The organism is Comamonas sp. F1-6, assembly GCF_039581415.1.
Lineage (GTDB): Bacteria > Pseudomonadota > Gammaproteobacteria > Burkholderiales > Burkholderiaceae_C > Comamonas > Comamonas thiooxydans.
This window is the reverse complement of the sequence record NZ_JBCPWN010000012.1, coordinates 111,941-130,365: the sequence shown is the minus strand read 5'-3', so window position 1 is coordinate 130,365 and position 18,425 is coordinate 111,941. Positions and strand designations below refer to the sequence as shown.

Genomic DNA, 18,425 nt, shown 5'->3' with positions numbered 1-18,425 from the left:
TTTTGCATCCCATGATGCGCTGGTAATGCTTCCATGACTGCTTTTGACGCTGTGCTTTTCGACTGTGATGGTGTGTTGGTGGACAGCGAATCCATCACCAATCGCGTGCTGTGCACCATGCTCAACGAATCCGGCTGGGCCATCAGCCAGGAGCAGTGCACGCGCGACTTCATCGGCAAAACGGTACGCAGCCAGGCGACCGTGATCGAGGCCCATACCGGCAAGCCGCTGACCGATGCCTGGATGGCAGAGTTCTACGAGCGCCGCAATGCTGCGCTGAGTGCCGAGCTGGTAGCCATCGACGGCGCACTGGAAGCAGTCAGGCAGATTCATACACTGTGCGCTGGACGCATTGCCTGCGCCTCCGGTGCGGACCGTGCCAAGGTGGAGATGCAGCTCGCCAAGGTGGGCATGGAGCCTTATTTCGAAGGCCATGTCTACAGCGGTCATGAAATGCCGCGCAGCAAGCCCTTCCCCGATGTGTATCTGGCTGCGGCCGAGGCACTGAAGGCCGATCCAGCCAAGTGCCTGGTGATCGAGGACACCATGACCGGCGTGCAGGCCGGCGTGGCAGCAGGTGCCACCGTCTGGGGCTATTTCCCGACCGATCAGGGCCATGCCTCGGCAGAGCAGTTGCTCGAGGCCGGCGCCGCCTGCGTGTTCGGTGACATGGGGGATCTGCCCGCCATGTTCGACGCCGTGCGCAAGAGCGCCGCCAGCGCTTCGGTCGGCGAAGACGACGAGCACGACCTGCGCTGAAGCGCTCTCAGTCCCAGATCGACAGCGCCTCGCGCAGGTGCTTCATCGGCTGATCGTCGATCACGCTGTTGTGCAGCAGTATCACGCGCTGCACGGGCCAGCTTTCGACCTGCTTCACCCAGCTGCGCACGGCGGCCCTGTCCCTGACCAGCAGGCGCACGGTGCGCGGTACGGTCAGGCGCTCATGCCCGCCCGTCAGGCCCAGATACATGCGTACCGGCAGGCTTAGCGGTCCCTGCCAGCATTGCAGCACGTCGGTGGCGATGAGGCTGCCGCTGGCCGGGTGGAGCCACAGCGTCTCGTCGAGCATGGGAATGCCGTCCAGCCGCAGGCACTGCAGCTCGCCTGCCCAGGGTGCTTCGGAGTCCGGAGGCAAGGGCTCCAGCAGCGGCAGATCAGGTCGCTTGCGCAGCACGCCCTGTGTGCCATAGATCCTGGCCTGTGGATAAAGCCTGGCCAGTTTGCCCACGAACAAATGGTGCATGGCGCTGGGTGCGACTATGTGTTGCAGCGGTCCCAGGGCGTCGAGCGCAGCTTTCTGCCCGCCCGTCAGCGGCACTGCAGAGTGCGAGAACAGGCTGCCGTCGGCCAGCCGGATCACCGTCATGCGTGTGCTGACCTTCAGCCCTGCATTGCTGAAGTGATAGCTGAGTGCCCATACCCCATCAGCGATTGCCTGCCAGTTTTCTGAGGATTCCGGCATGGAGAGCTCCTTGCGTCAGGCGGCGCGCTGGCCGGCGGTTTTGCGGAATTCCGAAGGGGAGAGCCCTGTCCAGAGGCGAAAGGCGCGGATAAAGCTTTTGTCGTTGAGAAAGCCGCAGGCCTGGGCCACGCGCTTGATGGGGCGGCTGGTGCGCAGCAGCAGCGCAATCGCGCGTTCACGCCGGATATCGTCCTTGAGGGCCTGCAGCGAAATACCTTCTTCCTTGAGCTGGCGGTGCAGGCTGCGCTGCGACAGATGCAGCTGACGGGACAGCGTTTCAGCCGTCTGCTGCTCCTCCCCGCTGGCGGCCAGCAGATGGCGCACGCGCTGCACCAGAGTCTTCTCGCGCTGGTAGGGGCGCACCTGGATCGGCAAGGCGCGCTGCAGCATCCGGTTGAGGGCGGCCTCGTCGCGCGCCAGCGGTGCCTGCAGCCAGCGTGCTTCAAACTGCAGACTGGCGACGGGGGCATCAAAAGCGATGCTGCCCGGTGCGAAAAGCACCTTGTAGACATCGGCATGCGCGGGCTCGGCAAACGGAAAGCTGGCATGCAGCAGGCTGATCGGTTCGTTGATCAACCAGCTGGCAAAGCCGTGGATATTGCGCAGCACCGATACCATGCAGAACTCGCGCATGGCGCCCAGTGGACGGCTTTCATGCAGGGTAAGGGTGGCAATGCCGGCCTGCTCGCTGAGCTGCAGCTGTATGTCCTGCGCAATCAGGCCGTGATGTCGGCACCAGCGCGCCAGCGCCAGGCCCAATTGCGGTGCGCTGATGCTGGCGCGGGCCAGCATGCCGTAGCTGCCCCAGGGCAGGCGACGCTCGAACCAGCCCAAGGCTTCATCGTCCAGCTCGCGCATGGCTGCATCGGATAGTGCCTCCATCTGCAGGGCCGTGATGCGCTCGTTGGCATCGTTAATCAGATCTGGCGGGATTTGTGCCTTTTCCAGAGCTCCTAGCGCTGACATCTGCCTGGCTTCATAAGCGCTGACAATGGCTTTGACAAACGCCATGGGGGTAATTGCCGGGTGCGATTTGAGCACGGAGCTGGCATGGTGCGGTAGTGGAGTCTTGACCAGAGAGGGGGTGAGCATTTGGCAATTATTGCAACCTTTGTGACCTCTTCTGGACAGGGCTTGCCCTTATTCTGAGGCGCAGAAAACGGTGCTGAATGGACGCTGCGCAGCCAGTTCGCCGGTGGCTGCCGGCACGCAAGGAGACACAAGACCATGCCATCGCAAGTGAACGCGCTGACCGCCAGCTATGCCAAGGGGCGCACGGATGTGCCGCTGATCGAGCAGACGATTGGCGATTTTTTTGCTGCAATGGCACAGCGCCAGGGCTCGCGTGACGCGCTGGTCAGCCGTCATCAGGGTCTGCGCTACAGCTATGCCCAGCTGCATGTGGCTGCGCGCCAGCTGGCCAGCGCGCTGCTGTCGCAAGGGCTGGTCAAAGGTGACCGGGTGGGTATCTGGAGCCATAACAACGCCGAGTGGGTGCTGATGCAGCTGGCCACGGCTCAGGTGGGCCTGGTGCTGGTCAATATCAACCCTGCCTATCGCACCGCCGAAGTCGAATATGCACTCAACAAGGTGGGTTGCAAGGCGCTGGTGTCCATGCCGCGCTTCAAGACCAGCGACTATCTGGGCATGCTGCGCGAGCTGGCGCCCGAGCTGACGAACTGCGCGCCAGGTCAGCTGCAATCCAAACGCCTGCCGGCCTTGCGCACCGTGGTGTGGATTGATGCGGCCGGCTCAGGTGCGGCCGGCTCAGGTGCGGCCGGCTCAGGTGCGGCCGGCTCAGGTGCGGCCGGCTCAGGTGCGGCCGGCCCAGGTGCGGCGGATCTGGACGTCGAACAGCCCGGCATGCTGCGTTTTTCGCAGCTGATGGCGCAAGGAACCAGTGCAGATGAGCGCATTGATGCGATTGCGGCCACGCTCAGCAACCGCGACCCCATCAATATCCAGTTCACGAGCGGCACCACGGGCTTCCCCAAGGGGGCGACGCTGACACACCGCAACATCCTCAACAACGGCTTTTTCATTGGCGAATGCATGCGCCTCACGCCCGAGGACCGACTGTGCATTCCCGTGCCGCTGTATCACTGTTTCGGCATGGTGCTGGGCAATCTGGCCTGCTTCACCCATGGCTCGACCATTGTCTATCCCAATGATGGCTTTGACCCCATCACCGTGCTGGAGGCAGTGCAGGCCGAGAAATGCACGGGTCTGCACGGCGTGCCCACCATGTTCATCGCCGAGCTTGACCATCCGCGCTTTGCCGAGTTCGATCTGTCCACGCTGCGCACCGGCATCATGGCCGGCTCGCCCTGTCCCATTGAGGTGATGAAGCGCGTGGTGCGCGACATGCACCTGAGCGAAATCACCATCGCCTACGGCATGACGGAAACCAGTCCCGTGAGCTGCCAGAGCGATGCCGATACGCCCCTGGAAAAGCGTGTTGCCACCGTGGGCAAGGTGCAGCCGCATCTGGAGGTGAAGATCGTGGACCCGTCCATGGGCGAGATCATGCCGCCGGGCCAGTCGGGCGAGCTGTGCACGCGCGGTTATTCCGTCATGCACGGCTACTGGGAAGACGAGGCCAGAACCCGCGAGGCCATCGATGCCGAGCAGTGGATGCACACCGGCGATCTGGCGACCATGGACGCCGAAGGCTATGTGAATATCGTGGGTCGTATCAAGGACATGGTGATCCGTGGCGGCGAGAACATCTACCCGCGTGAAATCGAGGAATTCCTCTATCGCCACCCCAAGGTGCAGGACGTGCAGGTGGTGGGCGTGCCCGATGTGCGCTATGGCGAGGAGCTGTGTGCCTGGGTCATTGTCAAGCCCGGCCAGGAGCTCGGCGAGGAAGAGGTGCGCGACTTTTGCAAGGGGCAGATTGCCCACTACAAGGTGCCGCGCTATATCCGCTTTGTCCAGGCCTTCCCGATGACGGTGACGGGAAAGATCCAGAAGTTCAAGATTCGCGACGAGATGATCGAGTTGCTGGATCTGCGCGTGATCAAGACGGCCTGAAAATGCGCTACCCCCTGAGCTGCTTCGCACCTTCCCTGCGCCGGGTGCCCCCCAAGGGGGGCGACGCCCGTGCCGCGAGGCGGCTCTTGCTGGGCGTCTCTGATTTAGTGGTTGGCGTGCGTGCTGGTCATGGGCAGACCGGCGGCACGGCGGGCGACAGCGAGGCGCTTGCGCATGGCGATTTCCTGCATGTCCAGCTCGCTGACCAGGCTGCGCAGCGATTCGTCGTTGATGCGGTGGGCCTGTCTTTCGGCGTAGTAAAAGTCCCGCTCGGCATGAATGCACTCGATGCGGGTTTCGATCTCCATCACATAGCGCAGCTTGCGCTGGCGCACGACTTCGGGTGCTTCGCGCAGCAGCTCTATGCTTTGCGCGGCGCCGCTGCCGTCGTCGAGCAACTGGATGCGGTTACGGTATTCCTGGGTCAGGTGGCCGTTGACTTCCTGGCGCATCGCCACCCATTCGGGGTCGCGGCGCTGCATCTCTTCCTCGCTCAGCGTGAGCTTGGCCATGGCCGCCATGCAGGCCTGTTCACGGGCCAGGCGCTCCTCGCGCACGGTGGGCGACTCTTCGTGCGGGGGCAGATGGCGCAGCACGATGGGCAGGCCCACGGCACCGATCACCAGTGTGAACAAAATGGTGCCGGTGGCGAGAAAGACCAGCATGTCGCGGCCCGGGAAGGGCTGGCCGTTGTTCAGCAGCATGGGCACGGACAGCGCACCGGCCAGCGTGACCGCGCCGCGAATGCCGGCCAGCGTGGTGGCCAGATTCAGCAGTGGCGAGGGACGCTCGGACATCTTGCCCTGCCGGTGGGCGCGCAGCAGCGAGCCATGCACACCCAGCACCAGCCAGATCCAGCGCATCAGCAGCAGCGCAAACGAAATCGCGGCCACATAGCCGACCAGAATCCACCAGTCATGGCCGGCCTGATGCAGGGGCACGCCGATGATGGAGGGCAGCTGCAGGCCCAGCAGCAGGAAGATGGCGCCGTTGAAGGCGGCCTCCACCATGCTCCAGGTGCCTTCGGTCTGCAGGCGTTCGCTGATATAGCTGCTGCGCTCCAGGTCGGCGAAATTGGTGGCAATGCCTGCGGCCACGGCAGCCAGAATGCCGGAGACACCGATCTTCTCACCCACGATATAGGCGGCAAAAGGCAGCAGCACCAGCAGCAGCACCATCTGCGTGGCAGCGACATCGCCCAGGCGGCGCGTGATGGTGCCGCGCGCATGGCTGAAGCCCCAGCCTATCAGCGCACCCACACCCAGGCCGCCGACGGCCATCCAGGTGAATTCCTTGGCGACTTCGCCCCAGGAGAACATGCCGGTCAGCGTGGCTGCAATCGCAAACTTCAGCGCCACAAGGCCCGATGCGTCATTGAGCAGCGACTCGCCCTCCAGCACATGCATGGTCTTCTCGGGCATGCCCAGATTGCGCGTGATGGCCGAAACGGCCACGGCATCGGTGGGCGAGATCACGGCGGCCAGGGCAAAGGCCACGGTCAGCGGAATCTCGGGAATCATCCAGTGGATGAGATAGCCCAGGCCCAGCACGGTGAACAGAACCAGGCCCAGGGCCAGCAGCAAAATGGGTTTGGCCAGTGCGAAGAATTCACGCTTGGGGATGCGCCAGCCGTCGGCGAACAGCAGCGGCGGAATGAAGAGCAGCAGGAACAGCTCGGGGTCGAACGCGATGTGCAGGCCGGCTTGCGGCCAGGCAATCAGCGCACCCAGTGCGATTTGAATCAGAGGCAGGGGGATGGCCCGGATATAGCGGGCCACAATGCCTGTCAGCGCTCCCAGCAGCAAGACAAGCAGAACAGTTTCAACAGCGTGCATAAGGCATTTTCTTCAACTGCAGTGGCAGCGCTGTGTCTGAGCAAGAAAAAAACCAAGTTCCCGTATCGGGCAAAGTAATCAAGACAAGAGGCAAGCGATGAGCATTCTGGGCACACAACTGAATCCGCGTTCGGCAGATTTCCTGGCCAACGCTGCCGCCATGCAGGCGCTGGTCAATGAGCTGCACGCACGCTGCGATCAGAACGCGCTGGGCGGCAATGAAGCCGCGCGCGCCAAGCATGTGGCGCGCGGCAAGCTGCTGCCGCGCGAGCGCGTGCAGCGGCTGCTGGACCCCGGCACGCCGTTTCTGGAGCTGTCGCCGCTGGCCGCGCTCAATATGTACAACAACGATGCGCCGGGCGCCGGCGTGATTGTCGGCGTGGGCCGCGTCAGCGGCGTGGACTGCATGATCGTCTGCAACGACGCCACCGTGAAGGGCGGAACCTACTACCCGATGACGGTGAAAAAGCATCTGCGCGCGCAGGAAGTGGCCGCGCAGAACCGTCTGCCCTGCATCTATCTGGTGGACTCGGGCGGTGCCAATCTGCCCAATCAGGACGAGGTCTTCCCCGACCGCGAGCACTTCGGCCGCATCTTCTACAACCAGGCCAATATGAGCGCTCAGGGCATCGCCCAGATCGCCGTGGTCATGGGCTCGTGCACGGCAGGCGGCGCCTATGTGCCGGCCATGAGCGACGAGTCCATCATCGTCAAGAACCAGGGCACCATCTTTCTGGGCGGCCCTCCTCTGGTCAAGGCAGCCACCGGCGAGGTGGTCAGTGCCGAGGATCTGGGCGGCGGCGATGTTCACACGCGCCTGTCGGGTGTGGCCGACCATCTGGCCGAGAACGATCTGCATGCACTGGCGCTGGCACGCCAGGCGGTGGCGAACCTGAACAAGGACAAGCCCCAGTCGCAGACCGACCATACGCCAGCGGCGCCGCTGTTCGAGAGCGAAGAGCTGTATGGCGTGATTCCCGTCGATACGCGCAAGCCCTTCGATGTGCGCGAGATCATCGCCCGCATCGTGGACGGCAGCCAGTTCGACGAGTTCAAGGCCCGCTTCGGCAACACCCTGGTCTGCGGCTTTGCGCGCATCGAGGGCATGCAGGTCGGCATCATCGCCAACAACGGCATTCTGTTTTCCGAGTCGGCCGTCAAGGGGGCACACTTCATCGAGTTGTGCTGCCAGCGCAAGGTGCCACTGGTGTTCCTGCAGAACATCACGGGCTTTATGGTGGGCCGCAAATACGAAAACGAAGGCATTGCCCGCCACGGCGCCAAGCTGGTCACAGCCGTGGCTACGGCGGCGGTGCCCAAGTTCACCATCATCATCGGCGGCAGCTTTGGCGCGGGCAACTACGGCATGTGCGGCCGCGCCTATTCGCCCCGCTTCCTTTGGATGTGGCCCAACGCGCGCATCAGCGTCATGGGCGGCGAGCAGGCGGCCAGCGTGCTCGCCACCGTCAAGCGCGACGGCATCGAAGCCAAGGGCGGCAACTGGAGTGCCGAAGAAGAGGAACGCTTCAAGGCGCCCATCCGCCAGCAGTATGAAGACCAGGGCCATCCCTATTACGCCACGGCGCGTCTCTGGGACGACGGCGTGATCGATCCCGCCGACACGCGCCGCGTGCTGGCGCTGGGCCTGGCTGCCGCGCGCAATGCGCCGATTGAGGACACACGCTTCGGCGTATTCCGCATGTAAGCGGGCAGAGGCTGCCAGTCATGTCGCGTCGCCATTTCCTCACCTGCTTGCCGCCAGTCCTGCTGTCGGCTGCGCTGGCCATGCCCATGGTTGGCGCTGCCGAGCCAGCGGTGCAGCGCATGGATGCGCGCATTCCGGTCTGGGTGCCAGCAAGCGGCGATTCGCCCGCGCACAGCGCCGAGTTGGCCGGTCAGGTCTATCGTCCTCATGGGCAGGGTCCTTGGGGATTGATCGTGCTCAGCCATGGCACACCCAGCGGCAAAGAGGCGCGCGAAACCATGCGCGATCGCTACGGCCCGCAGGCGCGCGCTCTGGCCGAGCTGGGCTATGTGGTGGTGACGGGCTTGCGCCGCGGCTATGGCGCATCGGACGGTCCTCTGGCCGACCGCTACGGCAGCTGCGATGACCCCGACTACGTCCATGCGGCCCAGGAGGCAGCGCGCGATGTGGCGGCCATCATGACTTACGGGCAAAAGCTGCCCTATGTCGATGGCTCGCATGTGCTGCTGCTGGGCAAGTCCGCCGGCGGCTTTGCGTCGCTGGCGCTGGCGGCGCAGCAGCCCGCGGGCTTGCGCGGCGTCGTCAACTTTGCCGGTGGCCGCGGTTCGCAGCCGCAGATGCGTGAAAAAGCCGCGGTTTGCGGCGAGGCACAACTGCTCAAGACCGTGGCCGGCTTTGCCGCCACCAGCCGTGTGCCACAGCTGTGGATTTATGCCGAGAACGATAGCTACTTTCGCCCGCCGCTGGTGCGCAAGATGGCTGAAAGCTATCTGGCCGCAGGCCAGAACCTGAAACTGGTGTTTGCTCCATCCAGTGGCGCTGAGGGACACCAGTTCTTTGACCGTGCAGCCAATATCGGGCAATGGTTGCCGCAGGTCCGTGAATTCCTGATGCAGCAGCTGCCGGGTACGGCGGCTGCGCAACTGCAAAGCTCTAACTCACTGGGAGACAAGCCATGACTGCTTTGACTTTGACCGTGGACGGCGGCATCGCCCGCATCACGCTGGCTCAGCCCGCCATTCGCAACGCCTTCAGCGATGCGGCGATTGCCGAGATCACCGCCGCCTTCATTCAGGTCGGCGAGCGTGCCGATGTGCGCGCCGTGGTGCTGGCCGCCGAAGGACCCGCATTCTGCGCGGGCGCGGACCTGAACTGGATGCGCCGCATGGCCGATTACTCGCGCGACGAAAACCGCGTCGATGCGGGCTTGCTGGCCGAGATGCTGCGCGTCATCTACGAATGCCCCAAACCCACGATTGCGCGTGTGCAGGGCGATGTCTATGCGGGCGGCATGGGCCTGGTGGCCTGCTGCGATATGGCGGTGGCGGCCGACACGGCGGGCTTTTGCCTCAGCGAGGTCAAGATCGGCCTGATTCCCGCCACCATCAGCCCCTATGTGATCCGCGCCATGGGTGCCAGGGCTGCGCACCGCTACTTTCTCACGGGCGAGCGCTTTTCGGCGCAGGAGGCGCATCGCATCGGTTATGTGCATGAGGTGGTCGATGCCGACGGGCTGGATGCCGTGGTCGACGGCTGGCTCAAGCATTTGCTGAGCGCCGGCCCCGCAGCTGTTCGGGCCTGCAAGCGCCTGGTGCTGGACATGGCCGAGCGCGAGATCAGCGAGCAGCTGATTGCGGCGACCGTGGAATCGATTGCCACCATCCGCGCCAGCAGCGAAGGCAAGGAAGGCGTGCAGGCTTTTCTCAACAAGCGCAAACCCAACTGGCTGCCTGGATGAGATGACAAACCTTGTGTCCGGGGCGCTTTAGAGTCAGGGCGAGACATAGGGAATGAACACCATGGATATCTGGCAAACCATCATCGACTGGCTGCACCGCATCGGCCTGCATATCGACCCCGAAACGGCCAGGGCCGTGGGCGATGCTGCCGGCCAGGTCACAGATGTGGCTGCCAGGGCCGGGCAAGCCGTGGGGCAGATGGACATGGCCTCGATGCTTGCGCTGGCCGCGGCTCTGGGCTGGGCCAGCGGCTTTCGCCTCTATGCCGTGGTGTTTGTCGTGGGCCTGCTAGGGGCAAGTGGTCTGATGCCGCTGCCCGGCGGTCTGCATGTGCTGCAGCATCCCCTGGTGCTGGTCATCAGCGGCGGTCTGCTGTTCGTGGAGTTCTTTGCCGACAAGATTCCCGTGGTCGACTCGGTCTGGGACCTGTTCCAGAGCGTGCTGCGCATTCCCGCCGGGGCAGCGCTGGCGGCCTCGGTCTTTGCTGCCGACAGCACCACCATGGCCATGGCTGCCGCCTTGATGGGCGGAACGCTGGCCGCGACCAGCCAGGCGGCAAAGACCACGACGCGTGCCCTCATCAACACCTCGCCCGAACCGTTCTCCAACGTGGGAGCCAGTCTGGCTGAAGACACGGTGTCGCTGGGCGCCATCTGGCTGGCGCTGACCAATCCGCTGGTGTTTGCCGCCGTGCTGCTGGTCGTGGTGATTGCGATGTGGCTGGTGATCTGGGCGCTTTGGCGCTTTCTCAAGGCGATTTTTCGACGCCTGCGCGGCAGTGGTGAGGCGCAGGATCCATTGCAAAAAACATAGCTGCTTGCGTTTGATGGATATGCGCTGAGTGGTGATTTGACCGATAACCGGAGACGATATGTTCAAGAAAATTCTGATTGCGAATAGAGGTGAAATCGCCTGCCGCGTAGCCGCCACTGCCCGTCGCATGGGTGTGAAGACCGTGGCTGTGTATTCGGATGCCGATGCCCGGGCCAAGCATGTCGCGGCCTGCGACGAAGCCGTGCACATCGGCGGCAGCGCCCCCAAGGACAGCTATCTGCGCTGGGAGCGCATTCTGGAGGCCGCCCAGGCCACGGGTGCCGAAGCCATTCACCCCGGCTATGGCTTTCTCTCCGAGAACGAAGACTTTGCCAATGCCTGCGCGGCGGCCGGTCTGGTCTTCATCGGCCCGCCCGCCAGCGCGATCCGCGCCATGGGCCTCAAGGCCGAGTCCAAGCAGCTGATGGAAAAAGCCGGCGTGCCGCTGGTGCCCGGCTATCACGGTCACGACCAGAACCCCGAACTGCTGCAGCAAGAGGCCGACCGCATCGGCTATCCCGTGCTCATCAAGGCCAGCGCGGGCGGCGGCGGCAAGGGCATGCGTCTGGTGGAAAAGAGCGAGGACTTTGCGGCTTCGCTGGAGTCCTGCAAGCGCGAGGCCATCAACAGCTTCGGCAACGATGCCGTGCTGATCGAGAAGTACGTGCTGCGTCCGCGCCATATCGAGATTCAGGTGTTTGGCGATACACAGGGCAACTGCGTCTATCTGTTCGAGCGCGACTGCTCGGTGCAGCGCCGTCACCAGAAGGTGCTTGAGGAAGCGCCGGCGCCCGGCATGACTGCCGCGCTGCGCCAGAAGATGGGCGAGGCCGCCGTGGCCGCCGCCAAGGCCGTGAACTATGTGGGCGCGGGCACGGTGGAGTTCATCGTCGAGCAGCCCGGTGGCTACGACCAGCCCGAAGCCATGAAGTTCTACTTCATGGAAATGAACACCCGGCTGCAGGTGGAGCACCCCGTGACCGAAGCCATCACCGGAGAGGATCTGGTGCGGTGGCAGCTGCTGGTGGCTTCAGGACAGCCTTTGCCCAAGGCGCAGTCGGAGCTTCGTATCCTGGGGCATGCCATCGAGGCACGCATCTGCGCCGAGAACCCCGAGAATAACTTCCTGCCCGCCACCGGCCATCTGGCCGTCTATCGCAAGCCCGTGTGCAGCAGCTTCGAGATCAGCGATGTGCGCGTGGACGACGGCGTGCGCGAGGGCGATGCGATCAGCCCCTTCTACGACTCCATGATCGCCAAGCTCATCGTCCATGGCGAGGACCGTGCCCAGGCGCTGGCGCGTCTGGACGCGGCGCTGGCCCAGACCCATATCGTGGGCCTGACGACCAATGTGCAGTTTCTGCGCCAGGTGGTGAAGAGCCAGGCTTTCTCCAATGCATTGCTCGATACCGCGCTGATCGAGCGCGAGCGCGAGGCCTTGTTCGGCAAGGATTTCGTGGGCCGCGACCTGGCCGTCGCCGCTGCCATGGCCTGGCAGCTGCAGGGCGAGCAGGCCGCGCAAGGCGCAGACCCCTTCAGCCGCCGCGACGGCTGGCGCATGTCGGGCCGCTATGTGCGCTCCTTCGGCTTTGCCTACCGCGGCGAGGACTTCACGGCCGGCCTGGCCTACGGCCGCGGCACGCAGGCGGCGCAGACCTATCAGCTCGGCATTGGCGAGGGCGAGAGCCGCAGCGATGCCGCGCTGCAGTGGCGCGCACTGGCCGACGGGCGGCTGGAGCTGGGCCTGGACGGCAAGCGCACGGTAGTCGTGGTCCATGCCCAGGGCGACCAGCTGTCCATCTTCACCGAGGCGGGCAGTACCCAGATCACCATGGTCGATCAGCTGGCCCATGCGGGCGATACCGGCCATGAAGGCGGGCGCCTGACGGCGCCCATGCCCGGCAAGGTGGTGTCCTTCACCGTCAAGGCCGGCGACAAGGTCAGCAAGGGCCAGCCGCTGGCCGTGATGGAGGCCATGAAGATGGAGCACACGATTGCCGCCCCTGGCGATGGCGTGGTGCTGGAGCTGCTGTATGTGCCCGGCGACCAGGTCAGCGAAGGCGCCGAGCTGCTGCGCATCGAGGTGGCCGCCTGATCCGGCCAGGGTTGAACTGTTTAACAAAAAGAGCGGCTTGCGCTGGACTATCCATGAATTCAGTCACTTTCAATAATGAAATCAAGATAGGTAAAGCGCGGGAAGCTTCTTTTTTGATAGCGGTCCATTGGCCATCTGCGTCTGCAGCAGGAATGCCAAAGCGTTAGGCTTCGCATCTATGAAAGTCTTATTTTGCTGTGACGATACGCGGCCGGAGCCCTGGCTCAAAGGTTTGCATGACGCGCTGCCGGGCGCGGAGATTGCCATCTGGGAGCCGGGCGCGCCCCAGGCCGACTATGCGCTGGTCTGGGCGCCGCCCCAGCAGTTCCTCGACGAGCAGGCGGCCGGCCTGAAGGCCATGTTCAACATCGGCGCGGGCGTGGATGCCTTGCTGCCGCTGCGCATTCCCGCCGCGCTGCCCGTCTACCGTCTCGAAGATGCGGGCATGGCCGTGCAGATGGCCGAGTATGTGGCCCAGGCCGTGATCCGCTTCTTCCGCGGCCTCAATCAGTACGAGGCCGATATGGCGCAAGGCCTGTGGCAGCACCAGCGCAACCCCAGGCGGGTGGACTATCCCGTGGGCGTGATGGGCCTGGGCAAGATGGGCGAGCGCGTGGCCAGGGCGCTGACGGTGTTCGATTTCAAGGTCAATGGCTGGAGCCGCTCGCCGCGCGAGCTGCAGGGCGTCGAATGCTTCAGCGGCATGGACAGCCTGGACCGCTTTCTGTCCGAGACGCGCATTCTGGTCAATCTGCTGCCCCTGCACGACGAGACCCGCGACATCATCAACGCCCGCACGTTGGCGCTGCTGCAGCCCGGTGCCTATGTGATCAACGTGGGGCGCGGCGGCCATGTGGTCGATGCCGACCTGATTGCGCAGATCGAGTCCGGCCATGTCAGCGGCGCCATGCTGGATGTGTTCCGTGAGGAGCCGCTGCCCGAGAATCACCCGTTCTGGAAGCAGTCCAGAATCATCCTCACCCCCCATACCTCGGCCCGCACGCTGGCGGCGGACAGCATTGCCCAGATCGTGGGCAAGGTCGCAGCCATGAGCCGGGGCGAGCCCGTCACAGGTCGGGTCGATCTGAGAAAAGGGTATTAACCCCCTGAGCCGTTGCGCCTAGGCGGCTCCGCGGCTTCCCCCTTTCTCTGCGGAAGGGGGACGACGCCAACGCTGCGGGGCGGCGGGGCCGCCCAGGCCCTTGCTGGGCGTCTCTTGCGACGGGGGATTGTTCAGTGGTTCAGGTAATGAAGAGATAGGAGAACGAAATGAAATACCCCGCACGCGTCAAGATCATCGATGTGGGCCCGCGCGACGGCCTGCAGAACGAAAAGCAGCCTGTGCCTGCCGTCGTCAAGATCGAGCTGGTGCAGCGCCTGCAGGACGCAGGCCTCAAGGAGATCGAGGTCACCAGCTATGTGTCGCCCAAATGGGTGCCGCAGATGGCGGACAACGCCGAGGTCATGGCCGGCATAGTGCGAAGAGCCGGGGTGCGGTATTCGGTGCTCACGCCGAATCTCAAGGGCTTCGAGGCCGCGCTGGCCGGCAAGCCCGACGAGATCGTGGTGTTCGGTGCGGCCAGCGAGGCCTTCAGCCAGCGCAACATCAACTGCTCGATTGCCGAGAGCATCGAGCGCTTTGCGCCCGTGGTGCAGGCGGCGCTTGAGGCCGGCATTGCCGTGCGTGGCGCCATGAGCTGCACCGTGGGCTGCCCCTACGAGGGCGAGATCGCGCCCGAGAAGGTGGGCTATCTGGCCGGGCTGATGAAGAACATCGGCGTGCAGCGCGTGGACGTGGCCGACACCATCGGCGTGGGCACGCCCGTCAAGGTGCAAAAAGCGCTGGAAGCCACGCTGGCGCACTTCGATATCGACCAGGTGTCCGGCCATTTCCACGATACCTACGGCCAGGCCCTGAGCAACACGCTGGCGGCGCTGGATCTGGGGGTATGGAACTTCCAGTCATCGGTCGCTGGCCTTGGCGGCTGTCCCTATGCCAAGGGCGCCACGGGCAATGTGGCCACCGAAGACGTGGTCTATCTGCTGCAGGGCATGGGTATAGAGACCGGCATCGACCTCGACAAGCTGATCGATGCGGGCCAGTTCATCAGCGAGCACCTGGGCCGCCCCACGCAGTCGCGCGTGGCCAAGGCCTTGCTGACCAAGCGCGCGGGCTGAGTCTCGGCTCGGCCCGGGCAGGCATGGGCGTTGTTACCATCGCCGCCATGCAAGCAAGATCACGTTTTTCGCTGGCCCTGTGTCTGGCGGCAGCTGCCCTGTTGGGCGGTTGCGCCGGCATGGATGCCCAGGAGTGCAGGGACACGGACTGGGCCTATCTGGGCCAGCTCGATGCCATGGACGGCAGGCTGGACCTGTCAACCCGCGCCAGACGGCATTTCAAGGCCTGCAAGGACCAGGGCGTGCAGATGGATGCACGGGCCTATCAGCAGGGCTGGCTGCGCGGCCTGCAGGATTTCTGCACCCTGGAAAGCGGCAAGGCCTATGCGGAAGCCGGCAGGAAGTTTCAGCCGGGCTATTGCCCGGCACCGCTGGAGGCGGCGTTTCTGCAAGGCTATGCGCCGGCGCGCGACCGCTATCAGGACAGACAGTCGGTGCTTGAGCTGGAGCGCCGCATCGAGGCCAAGAAAAAAGAGCTGCGCGAGGCGCGTGACGCCAAGAACAGTGCCGGACATATCGCCTATGTCCAGAAAGACCTGCGTGATTTGCAGCTGGAGCTGGTGCAGCTCAGGCTCAAGCTGGCACAGTAGGGGCCGTGACGTTGCCGGATGGCGGCGCGATTTTCAGGAAAACATCATGTGTGGGTCAGAACTTCATGCGCTGCCGGAAGGCGTGCAGCGCGTCAGCCGCTTTTTGCAGGATGCCGGTCATCCGCATGCGCCGCAGATGCTGGACGGCGCGGCGCGTACCGCCCAGGAGGCCGCCGATCAGCTCAGCATTCTGGTCGGGCAGGTGGCCAAGAGCATCATCTTCAAGCGCAGGAGCGATGGCGCGGCCGTGCTGGTCGTGGCCTCGGGCGACAGGCGTGTCGATGAAAAGAAAGTGACGCAGCTGGTGGGCAAGGTCGGTCGCGCCGATGCGGATTTCGTCAAGTCCAGCACGGGTTTCTCGATTGGCGGCGTCAGCCCCGTGGCTCATGCAACCAAGGTCGTCACCTTGATGGATGCCGAATTGCAGCGTTTCGAGACGGTGTGGGCCGCAGCAGGCCATCCTCACGGCGTGTTTCCCGCATCGCCCGCGCAGCTGCAGGCGCTGACCGCAGCCCCCTGGTCGGACGTGGTGGAGCAGGCATGAGCACGGAACTTCTTCAGGAGCAGCAGGCACAGCAACTGGCACAACTTGCCGCCAAGGCCGAGGTGGCCCTGGTCTGGGCAGAGGCCGACCAGCCCGTGGCTTCGCCCTGCATCAACGTCTGTCGCATGACGGTGGACCGCAGCCATTGCCAGGGCTGCTTCAGAACCATTGACGAGATTCGCGCCTGGTCCAAGGGCGATGCCGAGCTGCGTCTGCAGATCTGGGGCCAACTGCTGCAGCGCGCCGGCCTCGAGGACCCGCGCAAAGCCGAGATCTGATCACCCTTTGAGGAGAGCCGACATGAAGCACATCACCTGTTATCTGGACTTTGTGTCGCCCTATGCATGGCTGGCGCTGGAGCAAATGCCCAAGGCGCTGCAAGGGCTCAGCTATCACGTTGATTACCGCCCGGTGCTGCTGGGTGCCTTGCTGCAAGGCAATGCCAACCCCGGACCGGCCGGCATTCCTGCCAAGCGCACCTGGACCTACCGCCATGTCACATGGCTTGGCCGGTCGCTGGGCATACCTCTGCAGATGCCGGCCCGGCATCCGTTCAAGCCGCTGCCGCTGCTGCGGCTGGCGCTGGCCCATGGGCGTGACGGCAGCATCAACCGCTTTGTGGCGCAGGCCGTGATGCAGCATGTCTGGCAGGGCGGACATGAGGCCAATGATGCGCAGCGCCTGCAGCAACTGCGCGAGCAGCTGAAGGAGCAGCTGCGCCAGGAAGAGGACAGTGCCGAGGTCAAGCAATGGCTGCGCAGCAATACGGAGCAGGCGCAGCAGGCCGGCGTATTTGGCGTGCCGGCCTGGGTGGTGGACGGCCATGTATTCTGGGGCCTGGATGCCTTGCCCATGCTGCGCAGCTATCTGGAGGGCAATGCCTGGTTCGATGCGCAATGGCAGGCGGCGGCCCAGGTGGAGTCGGGCCTGGGCTGAAGCCTGATTCAGGCCTGCAGCGCTGCAGGCCTGTCGTTCACTCTCTTACTGTGCTGCGGCCTGCTTGGCGGCGCCGCGATAGCGCTCCAGCCAGTGGGCATAGGGCGCGGGCAGGGTCCAGTCGGGGCGGGCAACGCCCAGGCTTTGCGCCAGCTGGTAGGCGTAGTGCGGATTGGCCAGATGGGCGCGGCCGATCATCACCAGATCGACCTGGCCGTCGGCCACGATGCGCTCGGCAATCTGTGGATCATCCATGCCCCAACCTGAGGCCACGGGCAGGCCGGCGCTGCGGCTCACGCGCTGGGCGATGGGAGCGAGGAAGGCGGGCGTTCCCCAGGGAATCTTCACATCGGGAATCACGAAGTTGACGCTGACATTGAGCAGGTCCAGGCCGCGCTCGCGCATCTGGCGCGTCACGGCAATCGATTCCTCCAGGGTTTCTTCGTCGCGGCCGTCGTACTCGATGACGCCGAAACGTGCGGTCAGCGGCAGATGCTCGGGCCAGACCTCGCGCACCTTGGCCACGGTCTCCAGCAGAAAGCGGGCGCGGTTGCTGAAGCTGCCGCCATAGGCGTCGTCGCGCTGGTTGCTGTGGGGCGAGAAAAAGCTCTGGGCCAGATAGCCGTGGGCAAAGTGCAGCTCCAGCCATTCGAAGCCGGCCGCAAGCGCGCGGCGGGCCGCCGCTACAAAGTCGTCCTGCACGCGGGCGATGTCCGCAAGCGTCATGGCGCGAGGAACACGCGGCAGACCGCCGCCAAAGGCGATTGCCGATGGCGCAATCGGCTGCCAGCCTCGGGCATCGCCTTCGGCAATATGGTCGTCGCCTTCCCAGGGATTGTTGGCGCTGGCCTTGCGTCCGGCATGGCCGATCTGGATGCCGGGCACGGCGCCTGCGGCCTTGATGCCGGCGGCAATGCGCGACATGCCGTCGATCTGGCCGTCGTTCCACAGACCGGTGCAGTCGGGCGAGATGCGGCCTTCGGGCGACACGCCCGTGGCTTCGGCAATCACCAGCCCCGCGCCGCCGCGCGCCATGGAGGCGTAGTGGACCTGGTGCCAGTCATTGGTGAGACCGTCCACGGCGCTGTACTGGCACATCGGCGGAATGGCGATGCGGTTGCGCAGGGTCAGGCTTTTGAGGGTGAAAGGGGTAAAGAGTGCAGACATGCGAAGTATCGGTGGTGCGAATGGAATGAGCCAGCAGTCCTGCGGCAATGCAGGATGCAAAAGGTTTGATAGCGCCTGGCGCTTTTCATGGCCTGTTTTCAGCATGAAATCAAACTGAAAATCAATGAATGAAGGTGCTGACAGCTATCAAAAAATCAAGGGCATCAGGGCTCGGAAAGCGGCGGATACAGGCCCCGGGCAATGAGCTCGCTGGAGACGAAGTTTGCGGTGGTGCCCGTCATGTAGTCGGCGGGCCAGTGAATGCGGTGCATGCAGGGCTTCTGTCGAAGGGAATGGGGAAATGATGGGGGTTGTGGTGAAATAA

Annotated in this window: 17 protein-coding genes; 13 read left to right on the top strand and 4 right to left on the bottom strand. The window is 64.3% G+C overall.

The features are described 5' to 3' along the window. Positions 1 to 33 precede the first annotated feature (33 nt). Complete coding sequence (locus AAIL66_RS14100) at positions 34 to 759, top strand: HAD family phosphatase (RefSeq protein ID WP_343496991.1); 726 nt, start codon at positions 34 to 36, stop codon at positions 757 to 759. Between the two features lie 7 nt (positions 760 to 766). Here the strand turns inward: AAIL66_RS14100 and AAIL66_RS14095 are convergent, their stop codons facing one another. Together AAIL66_RS14095 and AAIL66_RS14090 are read right to left on the bottom strand one after the other, a co-directional pair. Beyond that, on the bottom strand, positions 767 to 1,462 hold the full coding sequence (locus AAIL66_RS14095) for a DUF4336 domain-containing protein (protein ID WP_343496990.1): 696 nt from the start codon (positions 1,460 to 1,462) through the stop codon (positions 767 to 769). Between the two features lie 15 nt (positions 1,463 to 1,477). Then, complete coding sequence (locus AAIL66_RS14090; protein ID WP_059439714.1) at positions 1,478 to 2,554, bottom strand: AraC family transcriptional regulator; 1,077 nt, start codon at positions 2,552 to 2,554, stop codon at positions 1,478 to 1,480. Positions 2,555 to 2,689: 135 nt separating this feature from the next. Here AAIL66_RS14090 and AAIL66_RS14085 point away from each other — a divergent pair, with 135 nt between their 5' ends. Continuing rightward, positions 2,690 to 4,498 carry an AMP-binding protein gene (locus AAIL66_RS14085; protein WP_343496989.1) on the top strand — a complete coding sequence of 603 codons (1,809 nt, stop codon included), beginning with the start codon at positions 2,690 to 2,692 and terminating at the stop codon, positions 4,496 to 4,498. A 104-nt stretch (positions 4,499 to 4,602) separates the two neighbouring features. Here the strand turns inward: AAIL66_RS14085 and AAIL66_RS14080 are convergent, their stop codons facing one another. Further along, positions 4,603 to 6,333: a Na+/H+ antiporter gene (locus AAIL66_RS14080; protein WP_034391778.1), complete on the bottom strand. Its 1,731-nt coding sequence runs from the start codon at positions 6,331 to 6,333 to the stop codon at positions 4,603 to 4,605. Between the two features lie 97 nt (positions 6,334 to 6,430). On the opposite strand from AAIL66_RS14080, the gene AAIL66_RS14075 reads away from it, so the two are divergent. From AAIL66_RS14075 to AAIL66_RS14025, 11 genes are all read left to right on the top strand, one after another. Next, complete coding sequence (locus AAIL66_RS14075) at positions 6,431 to 8,038, top strand: carboxyl transferase domain-containing protein (RefSeq protein ID WP_034357113.1); 1,608 nt, start codon at positions 6,431 to 6,433, stop codon at positions 8,036 to 8,038. Positions 8,039 to 8,058: 20 nt separating this feature from the next. Next, on the top strand, positions 8,059 to 8,997 hold the full coding sequence (locus tag AAIL66_RS14070) for a CocE/NonD family hydrolase (RefSeq protein ID WP_343496988.1): 939 nt from the start codon (positions 8,059 to 8,061) through the stop codon (positions 8,995 to 8,997). After that, on the top strand, positions 8,994 to 9,776 hold the full coding sequence (locus tag AAIL66_RS14065; RefSeq protein WP_343496987.1) for an enoyl-CoA hydratase/isomerase family protein: 783 nt from the start codon (positions 8,994 to 8,996) through the stop codon (positions 9,774 to 9,776). The genes AAIL66_RS14070 and AAIL66_RS14065 overlap by 4 nt, the downstream gene beginning before the upstream one ends. A 61-nt stretch (positions 9,777 to 9,837) precedes the next feature. Then, positions 9,838 to 10,590, top strand: coding sequence for a DUF4126 domain-containing protein (locus AAIL66_RS14060; RefSeq protein WP_343496986.1), 753 nt, complete (start codon positions 9,838 to 9,840; stop codon positions 10,588 to 10,590). 58 nt (positions 10,591 to 10,648) lie between these two features. Then, complete coding sequence (locus AAIL66_RS14055; RefSeq protein WP_034391785.1) at positions 10,649 to 12,685, top strand: acetyl/propionyl/methylcrotonyl-CoA carboxylase subunit alpha; 2,037 nt, start codon at positions 10,649 to 10,651, stop codon at positions 12,683 to 12,685. Between the two features lie 178 nt (positions 12,686 to 12,863). Next, the gene (locus AAIL66_RS14050; protein WP_343496985.1) at positions 12,864 to 13,787 is read left to right on the top strand and encodes a glyoxylate/hydroxypyruvate reductase A; all 924 of its coding nucleotides are present in this window, start codon (positions 12,864 to 12,866) and stop codon (positions 13,785 to 13,787) included. A 167-nt stretch (positions 13,788 to 13,954) separates the two neighbouring features. Beyond that, positions 13,955 to 14,863, top strand: a complete 909-nt coding sequence (locus AAIL66_RS14045; RefSeq protein WP_343496984.1) for a hydroxymethylglutaryl-CoA lyase — start codon at positions 13,955 to 13,957, stop codon at positions 14,861 to 14,863. A 47-nt stretch (positions 14,864 to 14,910) separates the two neighbouring features. Then, entirely contained in the window at positions 14,911 to 15,453 is a 543-nt protein-coding gene (locus tag AAIL66_RS14040; protein ID WP_242607093.1) for a DUF2799 domain-containing protein, read from the top strand. A gap of 46 nt (positions 15,454 to 15,499) precedes the next feature. Continuing rightward, positions 15,500 to 15,997, top strand: a complete 498-nt coding sequence (locus AAIL66_RS14035) for a YbaK/EbsC family protein (RefSeq protein ID WP_003061666.1) — start codon at positions 15,500 to 15,502, stop codon at positions 15,995 to 15,997. After that, on the top strand, positions 15,994 to 16,275 hold the full coding sequence (locus tag AAIL66_RS14030; protein WP_034405891.1) for a DUF1289 domain-containing protein: 282 nt from the start codon (positions 15,994 to 15,996) through the stop codon (positions 16,273 to 16,275). Before AAIL66_RS14035 ends, AAIL66_RS14030 begins: the two co-directional genes overlap by 4 nt. 22 nt (positions 16,276 to 16,297) lie before the next feature. Continuing rightward, the gene (locus AAIL66_RS14025; protein ID WP_343496983.1) at positions 16,298 to 16,933 is read left to right on the top strand and encodes a DsbA family protein; all 636 of its coding nucleotides are present in this window, start codon (positions 16,298 to 16,300) and stop codon (positions 16,931 to 16,933) included. 45 nt (positions 16,934 to 16,978) lie between these two features. Here the strand turns inward: AAIL66_RS14025 and AAIL66_RS14020 are convergent, their stop codons facing one another. Next, the gene (locus tag AAIL66_RS14020; protein WP_343496982.1) at positions 16,979 to 18,100 is read right to left on the bottom strand and encodes an NADH:flavin oxidoreductase/NADH oxidase; all 1,122 of its coding nucleotides are present in this window, start codon (positions 18,098 to 18,100) and stop codon (positions 16,979 to 16,981) included. Between the last annotated feature and the right edge of the window lie 325 nt (positions 18,101 to 18,425).